Annotated in this window: 16 protein-coding genes; all 16 read left to right on the top strand. The window is 39.6% G+C overall.

All coding sequences use genetic code 11. The features are described 5' to 3' along the window. Positions 1 to 39: 39 nt before the first annotated feature. The gene (locus HMPREF9538_RS18430; protein ID WP_009484588.1) at positions 40 to 1,176 is read left to right on the top strand and encodes a polysaccharide export protein; all 1,137 of its coding nucleotides are present in this window, start codon (positions 40 to 42) and stop codon (positions 1,174 to 1,176) included. 2 nt (positions 1,177 to 1,178) lie between these two features. After that, on the top strand, positions 1,179 to 1,613 hold the full coding sequence (locus tag HMPREF9538_RS0127270; RefSeq protein ID WP_020317086.1) for a low molecular weight phosphotyrosine protein phosphatase: 435 nt from the start codon (positions 1,179 to 1,181) through the stop codon (positions 1,611 to 1,613). A gap of 16 nt (positions 1,614 to 1,629) precedes the next feature. Beyond that, positions 1,630 to 3,783 (top strand): polysaccharide biosynthesis tyrosine autokinase, encoded by a 2,154-nt coding sequence (locus HMPREF9538_RS18435; RefSeq protein ID WP_009484586.1) that lies wholly within the window; start codon positions 1,630 to 1,632, stop codon positions 3,781 to 3,783. A 71-nt stretch (positions 3,784 to 3,854) separates the two neighbouring features. Continuing rightward, a complete protein-coding gene (locus tag HMPREF9538_RS18440; RefSeq protein ID WP_020317072.1) occupies positions 3,855 to 5,000 on the top strand; it encodes a glycosyltransferase family 4 protein in 1,146 nt (381 codons plus the stop codon). A gap of 32 nt (positions 5,001 to 5,032) precedes the next feature. Continuing rightward, positions 5,033 to 6,037, top strand: coding sequence for a cellulase family glycosylhydrolase (locus HMPREF9538_RS18445; protein WP_009484584.1), 1,005 nt, complete (start codon positions 5,033 to 5,035; stop codon positions 6,035 to 6,037). 47 nt (positions 6,038 to 6,084) lie between these two features. Then, positions 6,085 to 7,317, top strand: coding sequence for a hypothetical protein (locus HMPREF9538_RS29615; protein WP_009484583.1), 1,233 nt, complete (start codon positions 6,085 to 6,087; stop codon positions 7,315 to 7,317). 74 nt (positions 7,318 to 7,391) lie between these two features. Then, positions 7,392 to 8,549: a glycosyltransferase family 4 protein gene (locus HMPREF9538_RS18450; protein ID WP_020317088.1), complete on the top strand. Its 1,158-nt coding sequence runs from the start codon at positions 7,392 to 7,394 to the stop codon at positions 8,547 to 8,549. 60 nt (positions 8,550 to 8,609) lie between these two features. Continuing rightward, a complete protein-coding gene (wcaJ, locus tag HMPREF9538_RS18455; protein ID WP_020317077.1) occupies positions 8,610 to 10,007 on the top strand; it encodes an undecaprenyl-phosphate glucose phosphotransferase in 1,398 nt (465 codons plus the stop codon). Between the two features lie 16 nt (positions 10,008 to 10,023). Next, on the top strand, positions 10,024 to 11,016 hold the full coding sequence (locus HMPREF9538_RS29610; RefSeq protein ID WP_009484580.1) for a glycosyltransferase family 4 protein: 993 nt from the start codon (positions 10,024 to 10,026) through the stop codon (positions 11,014 to 11,016). 39 nt (positions 11,017 to 11,055) lie between these two features. Next, a complete protein-coding gene (locus HMPREF9538_RS18460; protein WP_009484579.1) occupies positions 11,056 to 12,066 on the top strand; it encodes an acyltransferase family protein in 1,011 nt (336 codons plus the stop codon). 19 nt (positions 12,067 to 12,085) lie between these two features. After that, positions 12,086 to 13,099, top strand: a complete 1,014-nt coding sequence (locus HMPREF9538_RS18465; RefSeq protein ID WP_009484578.1) for a hypothetical protein — start codon at positions 12,086 to 12,088, stop codon at positions 13,097 to 13,099. 20 nt (positions 13,100 to 13,119) lie between these two features. Further along, positions 13,120 to 14,553 (top strand): lipopolysaccharide biosynthesis protein, encoded by a 1,434-nt coding sequence (locus tag HMPREF9538_RS18470; protein WP_009484577.1) that lies wholly within the window; start codon positions 13,120 to 13,122, stop codon positions 14,551 to 14,553. A 184-nt stretch (positions 14,554 to 14,737) separates the two neighbouring features. After that, positions 14,738 to 16,144, top strand: a complete 1,407-nt coding sequence (gene gndA, locus HMPREF9538_RS18475; RefSeq protein WP_009484576.1) for an NADP-dependent phosphogluconate dehydrogenase — start codon at positions 14,738 to 14,740, stop codon at positions 16,142 to 16,144. A gap of 224 nt (positions 16,145 to 16,368) precedes the next feature. Next, positions 16,369 to 17,784 carry a mannose-1-phosphate guanylyltransferase/mannose-6-phosphate isomerase gene (locus HMPREF9538_RS18480; RefSeq protein ID WP_009484575.1) on the top strand — a complete coding sequence of 472 codons (1,416 nt, stop codon included), beginning with the start codon at positions 16,369 to 16,371 and terminating at the stop codon, positions 17,782 to 17,784. 22 nt (positions 17,785 to 17,806) lie between these two features. Further along, on the top strand, positions 17,807 to 19,177 hold the full coding sequence (gene rfbK, locus HMPREF9538_RS18485) for an O9 family phosphomannomutase RfbK (RefSeq protein ID WP_004899416.1): 1,371 nt from the start codon (positions 17,807 to 17,809) through the stop codon (positions 19,175 to 19,177). Positions 19,178 to 19,340: 163 nt separating this feature from the next. After that, positions 19,341 to 20,507, top strand: a complete 1,167-nt coding sequence (gene ugd, locus HMPREF9538_RS18490; RefSeq protein WP_009484573.1) for a UDP-glucose 6-dehydrogenase — start codon at positions 19,341 to 19,343, stop codon at positions 20,505 to 20,507. The last annotated feature ends 32 nt before the right edge of the window (positions 20,508 to 20,539 follow it).

The raw sequence follows: 20,539 nt of genomic DNA, 5'->3' as shown, positions 1-20,539 counted from the left end.
AGGAATTGGCAAATTTTGGTTTACTGATGATGTGACATTATGAAGAAAAAACTTGTTAGATTTTCGGCATTAGCATTGGCAATTGGGTTTTTATCGGGTTGTACAATCATCCCTGGTCAGGGATTAAACAGTCTGCGTAAGAACGTGGTTGAACTCCCAGATAGTGATTACGATTTGGATAAGTTGGTCAATGTATATCCGATGACACCAGGATTGATTGATCAACTTCGCCCAGAAACCGTTCTGGCTCGTCCCAATCCGCAACTGGATAACTTACTCCGTAGTTATGAATATCGCATTGGGGTAGGTGACGTACTGATGGTTACCGTATGGGACCACCCTGAACTAACTACTCCTGCAGGCCAATACCGCAGCGCCAGCGATACCGGCAACTGGGTTAACTCCGACGGTACCATTTTCTATCCTTATATCGGTAAAGTGCAGGTGGCGGGGAAAACGCTTAGCCAGGTACGCCAGGATATAGCTAGCCGTTTGACAACATATATTGAAAGTCCTCAAGTAGATGTAAGTGTGGCTGCATTTCGTTCGCAAAAAGCCTATGTGACAGGTGAGGTTACTAAATCAGGACAGCAGCCAATTACCAATATCCCATTAACGGTGATGGATGCCATTAATGCGGCAGGTGGGCTTGCACCTGATGCCGACTGGCGAAATGTTGTATTAACACATAACGGAAAAGACACAAAAATCTCATTATATGCATTAATGCAGAAAGGGGATTTGACCCAAAATCATCTGTTATATCCAGGCGATATTCTTTTTGTGCCGCGTAATGACGATCTAAAAGTATTTGTCATGGGTGAGGTTGGTAAACAAAGTACTTTAAAAATGGATCGCAGTGGTATGACAGTTGCTGAAGCCTTAGGAAATGCTGAAGGAATGTCGCAGGCCTTCAGTGATGCTACTGGGGTATTTGTTATTCGCCAGTTGAAGGGTGATAAGCAAGGTAAAATAGCTAACATTTACCAGCTAAATGCACAAGATGCTTCAGCAATGGTTCTGGGAACAGAATTTCAATTACAACCGTACGATATTGTTTATGTTACAACAGCACCATTGGTACGGTGGAATCGTGTAATCTCGCAACTTGTACCAACAATTACCGGCGTTCATGACATGACAGAAACAGCAAAATTCATCAAGGATTGGCCATAGTAATGTTTGATTCAATATTAGTAATTTGTACTGGCAATATTTGTCGCTCTCCAATTGCTGAGAGAATGTTGCGTAAATGCTTACCTCATAAAAGAATTGATTCTGCTGGAGTTGGCGCAATGGTCGATAATCCAGCGGATGATATGGCAATATATATATCTAGTAAACATGGATTAAGTTTAACTGGTCACAAAGGTAGGCAGTTTTCTTCTTCAATGGCAAGAGAATATGAACTCATCTTAGTTATGGAGAATAAGCATATAGAAGAAATATCTAAGATAGCACCTCAAGCAAGAGGTAAGGTAATGCTATTAGGATATTGGATGAATTCAAAGCAAATACCCGATCCATATCGTAAAAGCGAGGAAGCATTTGAATCGGTATACCAACTGATAGAAAAATCTTGCGAACTATGGGCTGCTAAATTAGCAAAGTAATTCTGGGAAACATATAATGAACACAAAAGATAATAGGCAACAGCGTTCTGAAGCAAACGAACTTGAGCTTGGGCGTATCGTTGGTGAGCTTATCGATTGTAGAAAGCTTATTATTGGCATCACTACAGGGTTTACTGTTATCGCAGTATTGTACGCTTTAATGGCTACCCCTATCTATCAAGCAAATGCGCTTATTCAAGTCGAACAAAAGCAAGGCAATGCAATATTAAGTAGTTTGAGTCAGATGTTACCTGATGGTCAACTTCAGTCAGCTCCCGAAATATCATTATTACAATCACGAATGATACTGGGAAAAACAGTTGACGATTTGAATTTACAAACTCAAGTGGAAAAGGAATACTTTCCAATAATAGGGAAAGGTATCTCGAGAATCTTAAATAATAAAAATGAATCTATTAAAATAGATAAGTTGTATATTGAGAGAAAAGAAGATTCAACAGACCCTGAAATAATTATCACGATTAAGGATGATAAACACTTTACTGTTGAAGGTGATGGTTTTAAAGTGGATGGTATTAAAGGGGAAATGTTAGACAAGGATAAATTACGGATCTTAATCACTGAAATTAATGCTGAGCCGGGTGCAAGTTTTGAAGTAAAATATTTAAGCCGTCTAAAAGCAATAAATAATTTACTTGAGGCGTTTAACGTATCCGATCAAGGAAAAGATACGGGAATGCTAGGCCTGACTCTCACAGGTACAGATCCGAATTTAATATCTAAAACTTTAAATAGTATAGCTAATAATTATTTGGAACAAAATGTTGAGCGACAAGCAGCACAAGATGCGAAAAGTTTAGATTTCTTGAACCAGCAGTTGCCTAAAGTTCGCGCTGATTTAGATATTGCAGAAGATAAACTGAATTCTTATAGAAAAGAAAAAGATTCTGTTGACCTTTCTATGGAAGCTAAATCTGTTTTAGATCAAATAGTTAATGTCGATAATCAACTAAATGAATTAACATTTAGAGAAGCTGAGATTTCACAACTATACACCAAAGAACATCCAACATATAAAGCGTTGATTGAAAAACGGCAAACTTTGCAGCAAGAAAAAACTAAACTAAATAAACGCGTAAGCGGAATGCCATCAACTCAACAAGAAGTCCTGAGGTTAAGCCGTGATGTTGAATCAGGAAGAGCTGTATACCTACAACTTTTAAATCGTCAACAGGAACTAAGTATTGCAAAATCGAGCGCGATTGGGAATGTCAGAATTGTTGATGATTCAATTACAGATCCGAAGCCAATTAAGCCTAAAAAAATATTGATTTGCATAATCGGATTTATTCTGGGTCTCTTTTTTTCAGTCGCATTAATAATGTTGCGATTCCTTCTCAGAAGAGGTATTGAATCTCCAGAACAATTAGAAGAAATGGGAATTAATGTTTATGCAAGTATTCCGGTTTCTGAGTGGTTATTGAAAGCTTCAGATAAGAGGAAAAGGAAAAATAATGAATCAGATAAATTACTGGCAGTGGAGAATCCTACTGACTTGGCTGTTGAAGCTATAAGGAGTCTAAGGACTAGTTTGCATTTTGCTATGTTAGAGGCAAAAAATAATGTTCTAATGATTTCTGGTGCAAGCCCAAACGCAGGCAAAACATTCGTTAGTACCAATTTAGCCGCAACAATTTCGCTAGCAAATAAGTCAGTACTATTTATAGATGCGGATTTAAGGAAAGGCTATGTGCATAAAATGTTAGGTAACGAAGGCAAATCTGGCTTATCTGACATACTTTCGGGGCAGGCTAATGTCGAGGAAACAATTATCTCTGTACCCGATGGGCAATTCGACTATATAGGGCGCGGGCAAGTGCCTCCTAATCCTGCTGAACTTTTGATGCATCCACGGTTCGAAAAGTTGCTTGCTTGGGCATCTGCAAAATATGATTTAGTCATTATCGATACACCTCCAATTTTGGCAGTTACAGACGCAGCAATAATTGGTCGATATGCTGGAACCACACTACTTGTGGCACGGTTTGAATCTAATACAGTTAAAGAAATTGAAGTAAGTATAACGCGTTTTGAACAGAGTGGCGTCAACGTAAAAGGATGTATATTAAACGGAGTAGTCAAAAAAGCTAGTAGTTATTATGGGTATGGATACAACTACTATGGATACAATTATTCAAATAAATCTTAATATTTAATATTAACTTTAAACAAATTAGGCATGTTAATGAGCATGCCTAACAAGTTTTTATAGGTGATAAAGTGAACATTGTGTTATTTAATACGCTATATTATCCATATAGAATTGGCGGTGCTGAGGTTTCAGTTCAAATACTTGCTGAAGAATTAGTCGCTAAAGGAAATAATGTTACAGTAGTTTCTTTATCTGAAGGATTGAAACAGGAAAGAGATAATATTGGTGGTGTGAAAATCATAAAGTTACCAATAAAAAATCTCTATTGGCCATTTAATCAAAAGAAGCAAAGTAAATTTAAGAGATTATTATGGCATATAATTGATATTTATAACCCTGCATATATTAAAACTGTAAAAGATATTTTTACGGAAACAGAACCTGATGTTGTGCATACCAATAATCTATCAGGGTTTTCAACCTCAGTATGGGCCGTTGCTAAAAAAAATAAAATAAAAATAGTCCACACAGCAAGAGACTATTATCTCATGCACCCTAATTGTACACTTTTTAAAAACAATGAAAATATGAACGTTAAGTCTCTTAACGTAAAAGCATGGTCATTTTTTAAGAAGAAAAAAAGCGCAAAAATAGATGTTTTCATTGGAATCAGTGAGTTTATAACAAATCTACATAAAAATAATGGCTTTTTTAGAGAATCTTTATGTACAACAATATATAATCCCGTAGTGGTAAATGCTATCAAGCAAGGCGAAAGCACTCAGTTAACAAATAAACGTGTAGGATTTATAGGGCGACTTAGTGAAGAAAAAGGATTTCTGGAATACTGCGAACTAGCTAAAAATAATCGAAATTATACTTTTTTTGCGGCTGGTAATTATATAAGTGAGAAAGAAAAGGAGAGGCTAAGTAAGTTTTCTAATGATGCCAATGTCAATGTCCTTGGGTATGTTCCGGTTGAAAAATTCTTTAATATGGTTGATATTGTGATACTACCCATAAAATGGAATGAACCTTTCGGAAGAGTGGTTGTTGAGAGTGTATTAGCAGGTAAACTAGTTATATCTAGAAAGGTTGGCTCTCTACCTGAGTTAAGTCAAATCCTGCCAAATATTAGATTGGTTGATTCGTTAATTGATGAGTTTGATGAAGTTGTTAATAGCGCTGTAATGTCAGAAGTTTCTGAAGATGTAAAAAAAATGTTTTCGCCAGATAATGTGGCAAATAAATATATTTCTGCATACAAAATGTAGTTTTTAACTACCAATAATATCAAGAGGAGCTGATGAATAAAAAAATTATCTTTCTCATAATAGCGTTAACTGTTACTTTTAGTAATAAAGGCTTGTCCTTTGAACGTGGTGTGTGTGCTCATTTTGATAGTTATTCAGAAGATCCGGTAGTTTACTTAAAGGCATTAAAACAAATCGGTGCAAGTTCAATAAGAGTTGATTATCAATGGAATAAAATTGAACGAACCAAAGGTAAGTATGTTGTTTCGAGGCCTTTAGTGAAAACGGATGCTGCTATTAACCAATCATCGTTATACGGTCTAAATAATCTCCTTATTTTAGATTATGGTAATTCTCTATACGATAATGGAGGATATCCAACGACCAGAGATGGTATCAATGCATTTGCTAATTATACAAAATGGGTTGTAAAAAAAAATAAAGGTAAGATTAAATATTATGAAGTATGGAATGAATGGAAGAATGGCACTGGCATGCCGCCAGCAATGAAAAACACAGGCACTGCAAAAGGATATTTTGAAATTGTAAAAAGAGTTAGTCATATCATCAAAGAAAATGATCCCAATGCTATTATTCTGGCTGGATCATTTAATCCTCTTACCGACAGTGATAACGCATGGTTCTATGAATTGATAGAATTAGGAATACTTGATTATATTGATGGTATATCAATCCATCCGTATTCTTACAAAAATGAAAACATTCAATTGAGGACTGCTGAAGCAAACTTAAATGCAATTGATCAATTTTATGATAAATTAACAAACATTGCTAATAGAAAAACTGCTATCTATATTACAGAAATTGGAATACCAAATTATGATGGAATAGGAGGTGTCAATGAAATTGAATCATCTATTTTCCGAAAAAATTATATTAAATTAGCGTCAGAACGCTCATATATCAAAGGCGTATGGTGGTATGATTTAAAAGATGATGGAACTAATAAATCTTTTAATGAGCACAATTTTGGAATTTTTAAAGCCAACATGACTTTGAAAAAGAATACTGACGAGAATTTATCTTTAAAAAATTAAAGTATACATTCACATTAAAGTTTTATTTATTATATGACAATGACATTATGAAAACAATATATGAGTCAAAGAGTAACGAAATTAATAATAAAAGTAATTTACTAACCGTAGTAAGTTTATTTTTTTATATTTTACTATTCTTTGCTGTCAATGATGGATTACGAGATACGTTTTCAAAAAACTATTTCCCATTGTCATTTCTAAGAGATATGTCTATTTTTATTGGTGGGCTATTTTGCTTCTTTGTGATAAGGAAAACGCCATTAACCAAAAAGGCGATCTTTTTACTCATTCCACTCATAATGATCTGTACATATTCTTTGATCACAACATTGCTAGTAAACCAAAATGATGTGTATGTGCGAAATCTTACAACTGGTGGAGGGCTTGGATTTTGGATGAAGGCACTTGGGACAATTTTTTGCTTTTTTATTATATATATTTATATAAATAACTTTCATTTATCAAAAGTTATTAATTCTTATATATATTTTTCATTCTTTTATTCATTGTTGACAATTACTATAATTTTCTTTTTTCCATCATATTATCATAGTCTCCCCTCAAGGAACTGGTATGGAAGACTATCAATTGGCTATCCTACACAAGATGTATTTGTATTAGCACTTTCATTGTTTTTTTTGTTACATTCAACGATTTCCAAGGGTTTTAAAATACTAATTTTTATAACGAATGTTATTTGCCTAATGATGCAAAACAATGCCACAGGCTATGTCTTATTGGCAACCGTATTCATTCTTACTTTTATTAAAGGTAAAATGCATGTCAAGTTTGTATCAATTGTTTTCTTTTTTGTCATAATAGTTAGCGTGTATTATTTCTATAATAATTATTATTTATTCGACACATTTGGACAGTTAGTAAAATTAAAAATTGATTCCTTAATTTATGGTACTGCGGACAGTTCTTCAATTGATGAAAGACTTCTTCAAGTAACTAATACAATGAGAACGATATATTCTGATCCCATTTATTTTTTAGTAGGGTATGGTGGCTTAGGCGGATTCGCTGTGGAGTCAGGAGCATATTCTATTATCGGTTTCTCTGGGTTCATTGGTATGACAATTTACGTGTTCATATTACTTTACGCTTTATACTATACAATTAGAGAAAGAGATTTTTTTATGTTTGGTGTAATTGTATTATATATATTGGGAAGTGTTTCAATTAGTTCTTTATATCTTACATCAACATCATGGATATATGCATTTATTCTTGCATATCTATCTCTGAATGCAAGAACGAATATTGAAGCATGAGGATTAATTTTAAATAAAATATATCTGAGTAAAGCCGGTTTCCGAATACACATCATATGAATCATGGAATTATTATGTTAGAAAACAATATAAGTGTTGGAATAGTTGCTGATTGGTTAGTTACATATGCAGGGGCTGAACGTGTTGTAAAAGAGATGATAGAATTGTTCCCTGATTCTGATGTCTATTCTATTGTGGACTTCTTATCTGATGAAGCTAGGGCTAATTTTAATCACAAGAAGTCCACAACAACCTTTATACAGCATTTACCGAAAGCGAAACAGAAATACCAAACTTATCTGCCACTGATGCCATTAGCAATAGAACAGATCGATGTATCAAAACATGATGTCGTTTTGTCAAGTAGCCATGCCGTAGCAAAGGGTGTTTTGACTGGACCAGATCAATTACATATCAGTTATGTGCATTCACCTATCCGATACGCATGGGACTTACAGCATCAGTATCTAAAAGAAGCCAAACTAGATAAAGGGCTCAAAGGTTTACTAGCTAAGTATTTACTTCATAAGATTAGAATGTGGGATGTGAGAACTTCAAATGGAGTTGATTATTTTATTGCGAACTCAAAATTTATCTCAAGGCGTGTAAAAAAAGTCTATGGTAGAGATGCGGATGTTATTTATCCTCCTGTCGAAGTAGAGCGGTTTGATTTTAATGACAACAAAGAGGATTTTTATTTAACGGCTTCACGCATGGTGCCTTATAAAAGAATGGATCTTATAGTTGAAGCTTTCGCTAACATGCCGGATAAAAGATTAGTGGTCATTGGTGATGGCAGTGAAATGCCCAAGGTAAAGAAAAAAGCAGCATCTAATATTGAAATTTTAGGCTATCAACCTGATCAGGTTCTTCATGACTATATGAGGAGAGCAAAAGCTTTTGTTTTTGCAGCAGAAGAAGATTTTGGGATTACACCAGTTGAAGCACAAGCGTGTGGAACACCTGTTATTGCATATGGCAAAGGAGGTGTGCTTGAAACGGTGAGACCCTATGGAATAAGCAACCCAACAGGGCTCTTCTTTGAAAGGCAATCTATATCTTCCTTAGTTGAGACAGTTAAAAAATTTGATAAAATCCAGAATTTAATATTACCTTCAGATTGTAAAGAAAATTCACAATCTTTTTCTTCCGACCGCTTTAAAAGAGAACTCAATACATATATAGAGCAGAAATGGAAATTTTTTTCAGATAAGAAAAAAATAGAATACTAATTCTTAGCTGAACGTTATGAATGAGTTATAGATGTCTAAACAAAGAAATTTGGACCGAATATGAGTAAACTACATCATAGAACTAAGTCAAAGACTAATGCATCATTGATATCAATACTACAAAGATTCTCCGACATAATTATGATATTTATGGGGATGTATATTACAAATGCAATATATCAAAAAATGTATGATTCTACTGCATTAATAAATAGCCTGATTGTACTTGTTTGTTTCCAGATGATTGGTGGTATTACAGATTTTTATAGATCCTGGCGCGGGGTGAAAATTTCTACGGAATTGAAGATTATAATTCAAAATTGGACATTAAGTATTGTATTTACGTCAGGTATTTTATCATTTCTAGCAGGTAATGATTTAGAAATAGAGTTTTTCTTTTGTTGGTATATTATTGTAAGCCTTTTCCTTATTGTCAGTCGTTTTTCCATTCGGGCACTAATGAATGTTATTAGGAAATTAGGCTATAACACGCGTATTGTAGCTCTAGCGGGAAATATACCTGTTGGTATTAATCTGATGAAAAGTTTTGCCGAGGAACCATGGCTTGGATTAAAAGTAAAAGGTATTTACTGTGATTGCCCCCCAACGAACTCAATAGGTCTACCTTATAGTGGGAAATATGAGGATTTAATATGCGAAGCCCGTAAAGGAGAGATTGACAGGATATATATAGCAATGGATATGCAGGACGATAAAAAATTAAAGAAATTAGTAAAAGGATTGGCTGATACCACATGTTCTGTATTGCTAATTCCTGATATCTTCACATTTAACATCCTTCAATCACGTACTGAAGAAGTTAATGGTGTCCCTGTTGTACCGTTATTCGACACTCCCCTAAACGGCATAAACAGTGTTTTGAAAAGACTGGAAGATATTGTCCTTTCTTTGATAATTTTGATATTAATATCCCCTGTATTGATAGTCATTGCATGCATAGTAAAATATTCTTCCAAAGGACCTATTTTATTCCGACAAACGCGGTATGGGATGGACGGAAAATCTATACAAGTATGGAAATTCAGGACTATGGTTGTACAAGAGAACGGCAATGTTGTTACGCAGGCGGTACGTGGAGATGTGCGTGTTACTAATGTTGGGCGGTTTTTAAGAAGAACATCACTTGATGAGTTACCGCAGTTTTTTAATGTTTTATTTGGTAGCATGTCTATTGTTGGGCCGAGACCCCACGCGGTGGCTCATAATGAGCAATATAGAACATTAATTGAAGGGTATATGCTTAGGCATAAAGTTAAACCAGGAATTACAGGCTTAGCACAAATTAAAGGATGGAGGGGGGAAACTGATACACTTGAAAAAATGCAAAAACGAGTGGAGTATGATCTTGAATACATTCGTGAGTGGAGTTTATGGTTGGATTTAAAAATTATATTTTTGACGGTGTTTAAAGGGTTCGTCAATAAATCAGCATATTAATACATGTGAGACAGAAATGAAAAATAATATTTACATTGATACCAGATGGAAAAATGCTGGAGGTATTGGTACATTTTTTGAGGGAGTTAACAATATAAATCAGTATACACCTTTACCATTCAGCGGTAGCCCCGCGTCACCAATAGATACATTCAGGATGGCGTTCCAGTTGAGGAACATAAAAAAAGGAGTGGTTTTTTTGCCGGGTTATATTTCTCCTTTTAAAACAAGACTTCCATACGCTGTAACAGTTCATGATTTAAATCACTTAGATCGACCAGAAAACAGTAGCCCTTTAAAAATAGCTTATTATAACACCTTTCTCAAAAGAGGCTGTTTGCATGCGGAATATGTATTTACTGTTTCCGAATTCTCTCGTAAAAGAATTATTGAATGGGCAGGCATCGAGCCAAGTAAAGTCGTGAATGTCGGAAATGGTGTATCACCAAAGTTCCAACCAGAAGGTGAGAGAATAAATTTAGGATATGAGTATATATTATGCGTAAGTAATAGAAAAGGACATAAAAACGAATTTGGTACTCTAGAGGCCTTTAAACATGCAGATATTGACGAAAGTATTAAGTTAGTCTTTACAGGAAAAGCTAACTCTGAAATCTTAGAAAAAATAAATTTATTAAAACTTAGTAATAGAGTGGTCTTCACTGGTTTTATTCCTGAAACTGAACTTCCAAAATTATACCGATCTGCAAAGGCTTTAATCTTTGTGTCATTTTATGAAGGGTTCGGCTTGCCTGTAATTGAGGCGATGGCTAGCGGTGTACCGGTGGTCACTTCAAATACATCTTCTCTAGGTGAGATTTCTGGTGATGCTGCTCTATTAGCTAATCCAAATGATACAATGGATATTTCAAAAAAACTCACTCAAGTCATAAATGATTTTAATGTCGCTAAATCATTAATGGCAAAAGGATTAGTTCATTCGAAAAAATATACATGGCACAAAACAGCAAAACTTATTGATGATTATCTTAACAAGATACATATATAAATAGTAAACTATTATCTTACTTAATAAGGCTGTTAATTAATGAGTCAAACTATGCGTGAAAGTTGGGTCGACTATGCTAAGGGAATAGGTATCCTACTGGTTGTCTTTGGACATGTTAATAGAGGATTGCAAGCAGCTGGAATTATTATGCCATCAAAACTTTATCATTTGGTTGATAGTATAATATATTCTTTCCACATGCCTTTGTTTTTTTTTCTGTCTGGCTTGTTTTTTATTAAGTCGATTGAGAAGAAAGGAAAGTTGCTTCTTTTCATTGATAAATTTAAAACGATTGCTTATCCTTATTTAGTATGGTCACTACTTCAAGGCACGATTGAGGTTTTATTGTCAAGGTTTACAAACTCAAAGACCTCGTTTACCGATCTGTTGATGCTATTTTCACATCCGCGTGCGCAATTTTGGTTTTTATATGCTCTTTTGATGATATTTGTACTATCAATCATAATATACTCAAAACGATTTTTTGAACGCGGCATAATAGTTTTGTTCGTTATTTTTTCTTGCGTGTATATATATAGTGATAAAATTGGAACTGTCTATAATATCAATTACATCAATCAATATATGGTTTTTTTTGTTTTAGGGGTATTTTTTAATAAATTTAAGTTAGATGATTTTTTTTCTAAGCAATTAAGCGGACATTATTTATTTGCGATAGCTGTGTTTTTATTCATGGCATTTCTTTATTCGCAATATTATTTTCACTTTGAATTAAAATTGCATTATTTCAATATTGGAATTGCTAGTTTATGTCTCGCATTTATATCAATTTTTTTCATTGTTTCTGTATCGTTAGCAATAGGTCGTATTCATTTCCCGTTACTATCGCTTCTAGGAGAAATGAGTATGATTATTTATTTATTACATATCTTAGTTGCTAGTGGTTCAAGAGTGATTTTAATAAAAGTTCTTCATGTTAATGATTGGATTGCACATCTGACGATTGGTTTGCTTGCGGGTATAATTATTCCCATTCTCATTTATCGATACATTAAAAATACTAAGCTTAAGTACTTGTTTTCTCTTTAAGATATACGGGGCGTATAAAATGATTAAGAATATTTACTATTTTCCTGCAAATAGTGGTTCAAATAGTTATCCAGCGCGAATAAAAGAGATTTTATCGAAGTTTAGTATTGTTCATGATTTATATTTTAGCCTTCTTATTAAAGAGTTGATGAAACTAAATTTTACACGATATGATATCGTAATTGTAAACTGGTTAGAATCGGGAATAATTAAGAAAAATGGTAAATTGTCTTTTTCTGGTGTGATTAAGGTTTTTATTAAATTAGTATTATTGAAGGCAAAATTTAAAAAAATAATATTTGTCCAGCACAATAAATATCCACACAATACAAATATTAGGTTTATCAAAGTAGCTACAAGAATCGTTAATTTGATAGCTTCATTCTCTGATCATGTGATAATCCATTCTCCTGTTGTTTGTGGTAATAAATATCATTATATTCCCCATCCTTTATATATTTATCCTATTAAGTCTACTGAGGATAGTGCCTGTTCTTTTTCTAATGATAATTATTATATTTTTGGGCGAGTTGTAAAATATAAAAAGTATGAAGATGTTATTAGTGCATTCCCCGCCAATAAAAATCTAATAATTATGGGAACATGTGAAGATGATGAATATAAAATAATGATACAAGAACTATGTAAAAATAGAAAAAATGTTACTTTTATGCCTGAATATATTTCAGACGAAAAAGCAAAGGAATTACTTTCTACAGGTGCTGCTTTAATCATTAGCCATTCTGATGAGGATATGATTGTATCCGGAAGTTTCTTTTACGGTTTGACAATTGGTATTAAGATATTAGCAATAAATACACCATTTTTAGGTTGGGCAAGTTCTGTTTTACAAAGAGACGTAATAGAGACCTTTGATGATTTAGATTCTATGATGCATCATATTAAAACTGCTCAAAAAGGACAATCATCACGTTATTCATTTCAATCAATAGAGGATGTTAATAAATATTTTGGTGATATAAGTATTGAATCTAAGTTTATGAGTTTATTAGATATTAATGAGAAGAAGTAATATGTTATGAGAAACCAATAATGAATTTAATTAATAGCGCAAAATGGGTTGCCTTTTCTCAGTTCTTCAAAGTTATTGTTCAGTTGGTAAATATTGTTTATCTGGCAAGATTAATACCCCCTAGTGAATATGGTATTATGGCCATGGCTTTGGTTGTAATTAACTTCGGACTATTAATAAGAGACTTGGGTACTGCCGCTGCAATTATCCAACGGAAAGAAATTGATGATGGTATTATTAATTCGATTTTCTGGTTGAATTTATTTATGGGGCTTTTTATTGCTGTTGCTATAATTTTTGCCTCTCCATTAATAGCAAGCTTTTTTCATACCCCCAAACTGATTTATGTATTATTATTGATTTCTTTAATATTTCCAATATCTAGTAGTTCAGCTGCTCACCTTGCTCTTTTGGAACGAGCATCGAAATTCCGTGTTATTTCCTTGATTGAAATTTTTTCAGCATTGATAGGTTTGATATCTGCATTAATTTTGGCCTATCAAGGATATGGTGTTTATAGCCTAGTTATTCAAACGATCGTCCTAAATGTAATTTCAACAATTCTTTTTTGGAAAATATCTAAATGGCGACCTCAGTTGTCTATGATGTTCAAATTTTCAGGGTTAAAACAAATAGTTGGATTTAGCGTTAATCTTTCTTTATTTAATTTTGTTAATTATTTTTCAAGGAATACAGATAGTTTCATTATAGGACGCTTTATGCCATCTTCAGTTCTTGGTGCATACAGCCTCGCCTATAGAGTCATGCTTTTTCCTTTACAGAGTCTTACATTTGTTGTATCGCGATCGCTTTTGCCAATTTTAAGTCATCATCAAAATGATAATGCGATTATAAGGAAAACCTACTCCAATTGTGTATTCTCGATTTTATATCTTGTAGTACCGTTGATGAGCGGGCTTGCTTATTTAAGTTCACCTTTTGTATCTGTAATTTTTGGGAATCAATGGACCTTAACTGCAGAAATTTTGAAATGGTTAGCGCCAACCGCAATTATTCAAGCAGTGCTTAGTAGTACTGGGACAGTTTTCATTGCCAAGGGCCGCACTGATTTATTACTCAAATTAGGCATTTTGGGTACTTTTCTATATGTCCTCTCTTTTTTAATTGGTGTTAATTTTGATATTGTCACATTTTCTAAGTTGTATTTTATAGCTAATGTATTAAATTTTTTTCCTGCAATGATTCTAATGATGCGATTAATCGAAGGGTCACTCTTTACTTTGCTTAATAAATGTTTTGTAATATTTTTTATTAATTTCGGAATGCTGGCCTTTTTATACTTTATTGATGGTTTGGATTTCATAAATGCAATTAATGAGCAAGTTGTTTATTTAATATTAATGATTTCTTTAGGTGGAGGGTTTTATGTTCTGTCATCTGTTTTACTTATTGGTAAATTAAGAAGGTTCCTGTTGGCACGTTTTGTTAATTAATACTTTCGGTATAATGTTGAGTTGGATTTGTTGTGTTCTTATTACCAAGGTATTTGTATTAAATTTCATTTATATGTCTTACATGAACGTAATCTCCTATGCGTGCTTACATTCTTGAGTTAGGATATAGAGTGATTTTCGTTCTAAGTAGTTGTAAAAATCCTTATATTGATAGGAGAATGTAATGTCCAAGCAACAGATCGGGGTTGTCGGTATGGCTGTGATGGGGCGTAACCTTGCGCTGAACATTGAAAGCCGTGGTTATACCGTCTCCGTTTTCAACCGCTCCCGTGAAAAGACCGAAGAAGTGATTGCCGAGAATCCAGGCAAGAAACTGGTTCCTTACTACACAGTACAAGAGTTCGTTGAATCCCTCGAAACACCTCGTCGTATCCTGTTAATGGTGAAGGCCGGGGCTGGCACCGACAGCGCCATCGATTCCCTGAAGCCTTACCTCGATAAAGGCGACATCATCATTGATGGCGGCAATACCTTCTTCCAGGACACTATTCGCCGTAACCGTGAACTATCTGCCGAAGGTTTCAATTTTATCGGCACCGGTGTCTCCGGCGGTGAAGAAGGGGCTCTGAAAGGCCCTTCCATCATGCCTGGTGGGCAGAAAGAAGCCTATGAGTTAGTTGCTCCGATTCTGAAGCAGATTGCTGCGGTTGCTGAAGACGGTGAGCCATGTGTGACCTATATCGGTGCTGACGGTGCTGGCCATTATGTGAAGATGGTTCATAACGGCATTGAGTATGGTGACATGCAGCTGATTGCTGAAGCTTATGCGCTGTTGAAAGGCGGTCTGGCACTTTCCAACGAAGAGCTGGCGCAAACCTTCACCGAATGGAACGAAGGCGAGCTGAGCAGCTACCTGATCGACATTACCAAAGATATCTTCACCAAGAAGGATGAAGACGGTAAATACCTCGTCGATGTCATTCTTGATGAAGCAGCAAACAAAGGTACTGGTAAGTGGACCAGTCAGAGCTCACTGGATCTTGGGGAACCTCTGTCCCTGATCACGGAGTCTGTGTTTGCTCGCTATATTTCTTCGCTTAAAGATCAGCGTGTAGCCGCTTCGAAAGTGCTGAGCGGTCCGCAGGCTCAGCCGGCCGGTGATAAAGCTGAATTTATCGAAAAAGTGCGTCGCGCGTTGTACCTCGGTAAAATCGTTTCCTATGCTCAGGGCTTCTCCCAACTGCGTGCTGCTTCTGATGAATACAACTGGGATCTGAACTACGGCGAGATTGCTAAGATTTTCCGCGCTGGCTGCATCATTCGTGCGCAGTTCCTGCAGAAGATCACCGATGCTTATGCGCAAAACGCCGGCATTGCTAACCTGCTACTGGCTCCATACTTCAAACAGATCGCTGATGACTATCAACAGGCACTGCGTGATGTTGTAGCCTATGCCGTGCAGAATGGTATTCCGGTACCAACGTTCTCAGCCGCAATTGCCTACTATGATAGCTACCGTTCCGCAATTCTGCCGGCTAACCTGATTCAGGCTCAGCGTGATTACTTTGGCGCGCATACTTACAAGCGTACCGATAAGGAAGGTGTATTCCATACCGAGTGGCTGGAATAATTTTTCCTGCAGTCAGGCCATTTGGCCTGACTGTTTAAATATTCATACCTAATTTTAAAAAATTAACTAAATTACTTCTTTCATCAAATAATTTAAATATTTTATTCTTAAGCATTTTAAGAATTTGCCATATTTATTATCTTGTACTCCTATATTAGTCTGCTTCTGGCCTCAGTAAATTACTGGGTGTTTAATAACAGGGTTTTTAATTAAAGGAAATTAATATGTTACTTCCTGTGATAATGGCTGGTGGTACCGGCAGTCGTCTCTGGCCGATGTCTCGCGAGCTTTACCCGAAACAGTTCCTCCGCCTGTTCGGGCAGAACTCCATGCTGCAGGAAACCATCACCCGACTCTCGGGCCTTGAAATCCATGAACCGATGGTCATCTGTAACGAAGAGCACCGCTTCCTGGTGGCCGAACAGCTGCGCCAGCTCAACAAGCTGTCCAACAACATTATTCTTGAGCCGGTCGGGCGCAACACCGCCCCGGCCATCGCCCTGGCGGCCCTTCAGGCCACCCGTCACGGCGATGACCCGCTGATGCTGGTCCTCGCCGCCGACCATATCATCAATAACCAGCCGGTCTTCCACGACGCCATCCGCGTCGCCGAGCAGTATGCCGATGAAGGCCATCTGGTCACCTTCGGTATCGTGCCGAACGCCCCGGAAACCGGCTACGGCTACATCCAGCGCGGCGTGGCCCTCACCGACAGCGCCCACACTCCGTACCAGGTGGCCCGCTTCGTGGAGAAGCCGGACCGCGAGCGCGCCGAGGCTTACCTCGCCTCCGGGGAGTACTACTGGAACAGCGGCATGTTTATGTTCCGCGCCAAAAAATACCTTTCCGAGCTGGCCAAATTCCGCCCGGATATCCTCGAAGCCTGCCAGGCCGCGGTGAATGCCGCCGACAACGGCAGCGACTTCATCAGCATTCCGCATGACATTTTCTGCGAGTGCCCGGACGAGTCCGTGGACTACGCGGTGATGGAGAAAACCGCCGACGCGGTGGTGGTCGGTCTCGATGCCGACTGGAGCGACGTCGGCTCCTGGTCCGCCCTGTGGGAGGTCAGCCCGAAAGATGAGCAGGGTAACGTCCTCAGCGGCGACGCGTGGGTGCACAACAGCGAAAACTGCTACATCAACAGCGACGAGAAGCTGGTGGCGGCCATCGGCGTGGAGAACCTGGTGATTGTCAGCACCAAGGACGCCGTGCTGGTGATGAACCGCGAGCGTTCCCAGGACGTGAAGAAGGCGGTTGAGTTCCTCAAGCAGACCCAGCGCAGCGAGTACAAGCGCCACCGCGAGATTTACCGTCCCTGGGGCCGCTGCGACGTGGTGGTCCAGACCCCGCGCTTCAACGTCAACCGCATTACGGTGAAACCGGGCGGCGCCTTCTCGATGCAGATGCACCACCACCGCGCCGAGCACTGGGTCATCCTCGCCGGTACCGGCCAGGTGACGGTCAATGGCAAGCAGTTCCTGCTGACCGAGAACCAGTCCACCTTTATTCCGATTGGCGCCGAGCACAGCCTGGAAAACCCGGGCCGTATTCCGTTGGAAGTGCTGGAGATCCAGTCGGGGGCGTACCTCGGCGAGGACGACATTATTCGTATTAAAGACCAGTATGGTCGTTGCTAATTTTATTCGGGACAAACGTAGAATGACACAGTTAACATGCTTTAAGGCTTATGACATCCGTGGTGAACTGGGCGAGGAGCTGAACGAGGACATCGCCTACCGTATCGGCCGCGCCTACGGCGAATTTCTGAAACCCGGGAAGATAGTGGTGGGGGGCGATGTGCGCCTCACCAGCGAGTCGCTGAAGCTGGCGCTGGCCCGCGGGCTGATGGACGCCGGCACCGACGTGCTGGATATCGGCCTGAGCGGCACGGAAGAGATTTACTTCGCCACCTTCCACCTCGGGGTGGACGGCGGTATCGAAGTGACGGCGAGCCACAACCCGATGAACTACAACGGCATGAAGCTGGTGCGCGAGAACGCGAAGCCCATCAGCGGCGACACCGGCCTGCGGGATATCCAGCGCCTGGCGGAGGAGAACCAGTTCCCGCCGGTGGACCCGGCGCGTCGCGGGACCCTGCGCCAGATATCGGTGCTGAAGGAGTACGTCGACCACCTGATGGGCTACGTGGACCTGGCGAACTTTACCCGTCCGCTGAAGCTGGTGGTGAACTCCGGCAACGGGGCGGCGGGGCACGTGATTGATGAAGTGGAGAAACGCTTCGCGGCGGCCGGGGCGCCGGTGACCTTTATCAAGGTGCATCACCAGCCGGACGGCCATTTCCCGAACGGTATCCCGAACCCGCTGCTGCCGGAGTGCCGCCAGGACACCGCCGACGCGGTGCGTGCGCATCAGGCGGACATGGGTATCGCCTTTGACGGCGACTTCGACCGCTGCTTCCTGTTCGATGACGAGGCGTCGTTTATCGAGGGGTACTACATTGTCGGCCTGCTGGCGGAGGCGTTCCTGCAGAAGCAGCCGGGGGCGAAAATCATCCACGACCCGCGTCTGACATGGAACACGGTGGACATCGTGACCCGCAGCGGCGGCCAGCCGGTGATGTCGAAGACGGGGCATGCGTTCATCAAGGAGCGGATGCGCCAGGAAGACGCCATCTACGGCGGGGAGATGAGCGCGCACCATTACTTCCGCGACTTCGCCTACTGCGACAGCGGGATGATCCCGTGGCTGCTGGTGGCGGAGCTGCTGTGCCTGAAGAACAGTTCGCTGAAATCGCTGGTGGCGGACCGCCAGGCGGCGTTCCCGGCGTCGGGAGAGATCAACCGCAAGCTGGGGAATGCGGCGGAGGCGATAGCGCGCATCCGGGCGCAGTATGAGCCGGCGGCCGCACACATCGACACAACGGACGGTATCAGTATTGAATACCCTGAGTGGCGCTTTAACCTGCGCACGTCCAACACGGAGCCGGTGGTGCGTCTGAACGTTGAGTCCAGAGCGGATACTGCGTTAATGAATGCAAAAACCGAAGAGATTTTAGCTCTTCTCAAGTAATGCATTATCCATAATGGAAGCCATAGGGTCAGATTTTAATCGTATTTTTGACCTTATGGCTTATTCTTGACATCCCACTGGTCAAAGCGTAAAACCGCGCACAGCATTATTAAAATTCGTGGCTAGCCGCCATTACCCAGTTAACTGATTAAAGTGTAATCGAATGAAAATTACTATTTCCGGTACAGGTTATGTTGGTTTATCGAACGGTATCCTGATTGCGCAAAACCACGAAGTGGTGGCCCTGGATATCGTACAGGCCAAAGTGGATATGCTTAACCAGAAGATCTCTCCGATTGTGGATAAAGAGATTCAGGAATATCTGGCAGAAAAACCGTTAAATTTCCGTGCCACCACGGATAAGCACGACGCCTATCGTAATGCGGACTACGTGATCATTGCGACGCCGACCGATTATGATCCCAAAACTAACTACTTCAACACCTCTACGGTGGAAGCGGTTATTCGCGATGTCACAGAGATCAACCCGAACGCGGTGATGATCATTAAATCGACCATCCCGGTGGGGTTCACCCGCGATATCAAAGAACGTTTAGGGATTGATAATGTTATTTTCTCTCCGGAGTTCCTGCGTGAAGGACGTGCGCTGTACGACAACCTGCACCCGTCGCGTATTGTCATTGGTGAGCGCTCTGCGCGTGCCGAACGTTTTGCTGATCTGCTGAAAGAAGGCGCGATCAAGCAGGATATCCCAACCCTGTTTACCGACTCCACCGAAGCGGAAGCGATCAAACTGTTCGCTAACACCTATCTGGCGCTGCGCGTTGCCTATTTCAACGAGCTCGACAGCTATGCTGAAAGCCAGGGGCTGAACAGCAAACAGATTATCGAAGGGGTATGCCTGGATCCGCGTATCGGCAACCACTACAACAACCCGTCCTTTGGCTATGGCGGCTACTGCCTGCCGAAAGATACCAAGCAGCTGTTGGCGAACTACGAATCGGTCCCGAACAATATCATCGCGGCTATCGTCGATGCCAACCGTACCCGTAAAGACTTTATCGCGGATTCTATTCTCGCTCGTAAGCCGAAAGTGGTGGGTGTGTATCGCCTGATCATGAAGAGTGGTTCAGACAACTTCCGCGCCTCTTCTATTCAGGGCATTATGAAGCGCATCAAGGCGAAAGGTATTCCGGTTATTATCTATGAACCGGTGATGCAGGAAGATGAGTTCTTCAACTCCCGCGTCGTGCGCGACCTGAATGCCTTCAAACAAGAGGCGGATGTGATCATTTCCAACCGTATGGCGGAAGAGCTAGCGGATGTCGCAGATAAGGTTTATACCCGCGATCTGTTTGGCAACGATTAATCCTGTCTGTCTGTCACTGGCGGCCTGCCGCC

The sequence above is a fragment of the Klebsiella sp. MS 92-3 genome, from assembly GCF_000195655.1.
GTDB lineage: Bacteria > Pseudomonadota > Gammaproteobacteria > Enterobacterales > Enterobacteriaceae > Klebsiella > Klebsiella pneumoniae.
The sequence above is the reverse complement of the archived record's forward strand: the minus strand, read 5'-3'. Positions and strand labels throughout refer to the sequence as shown.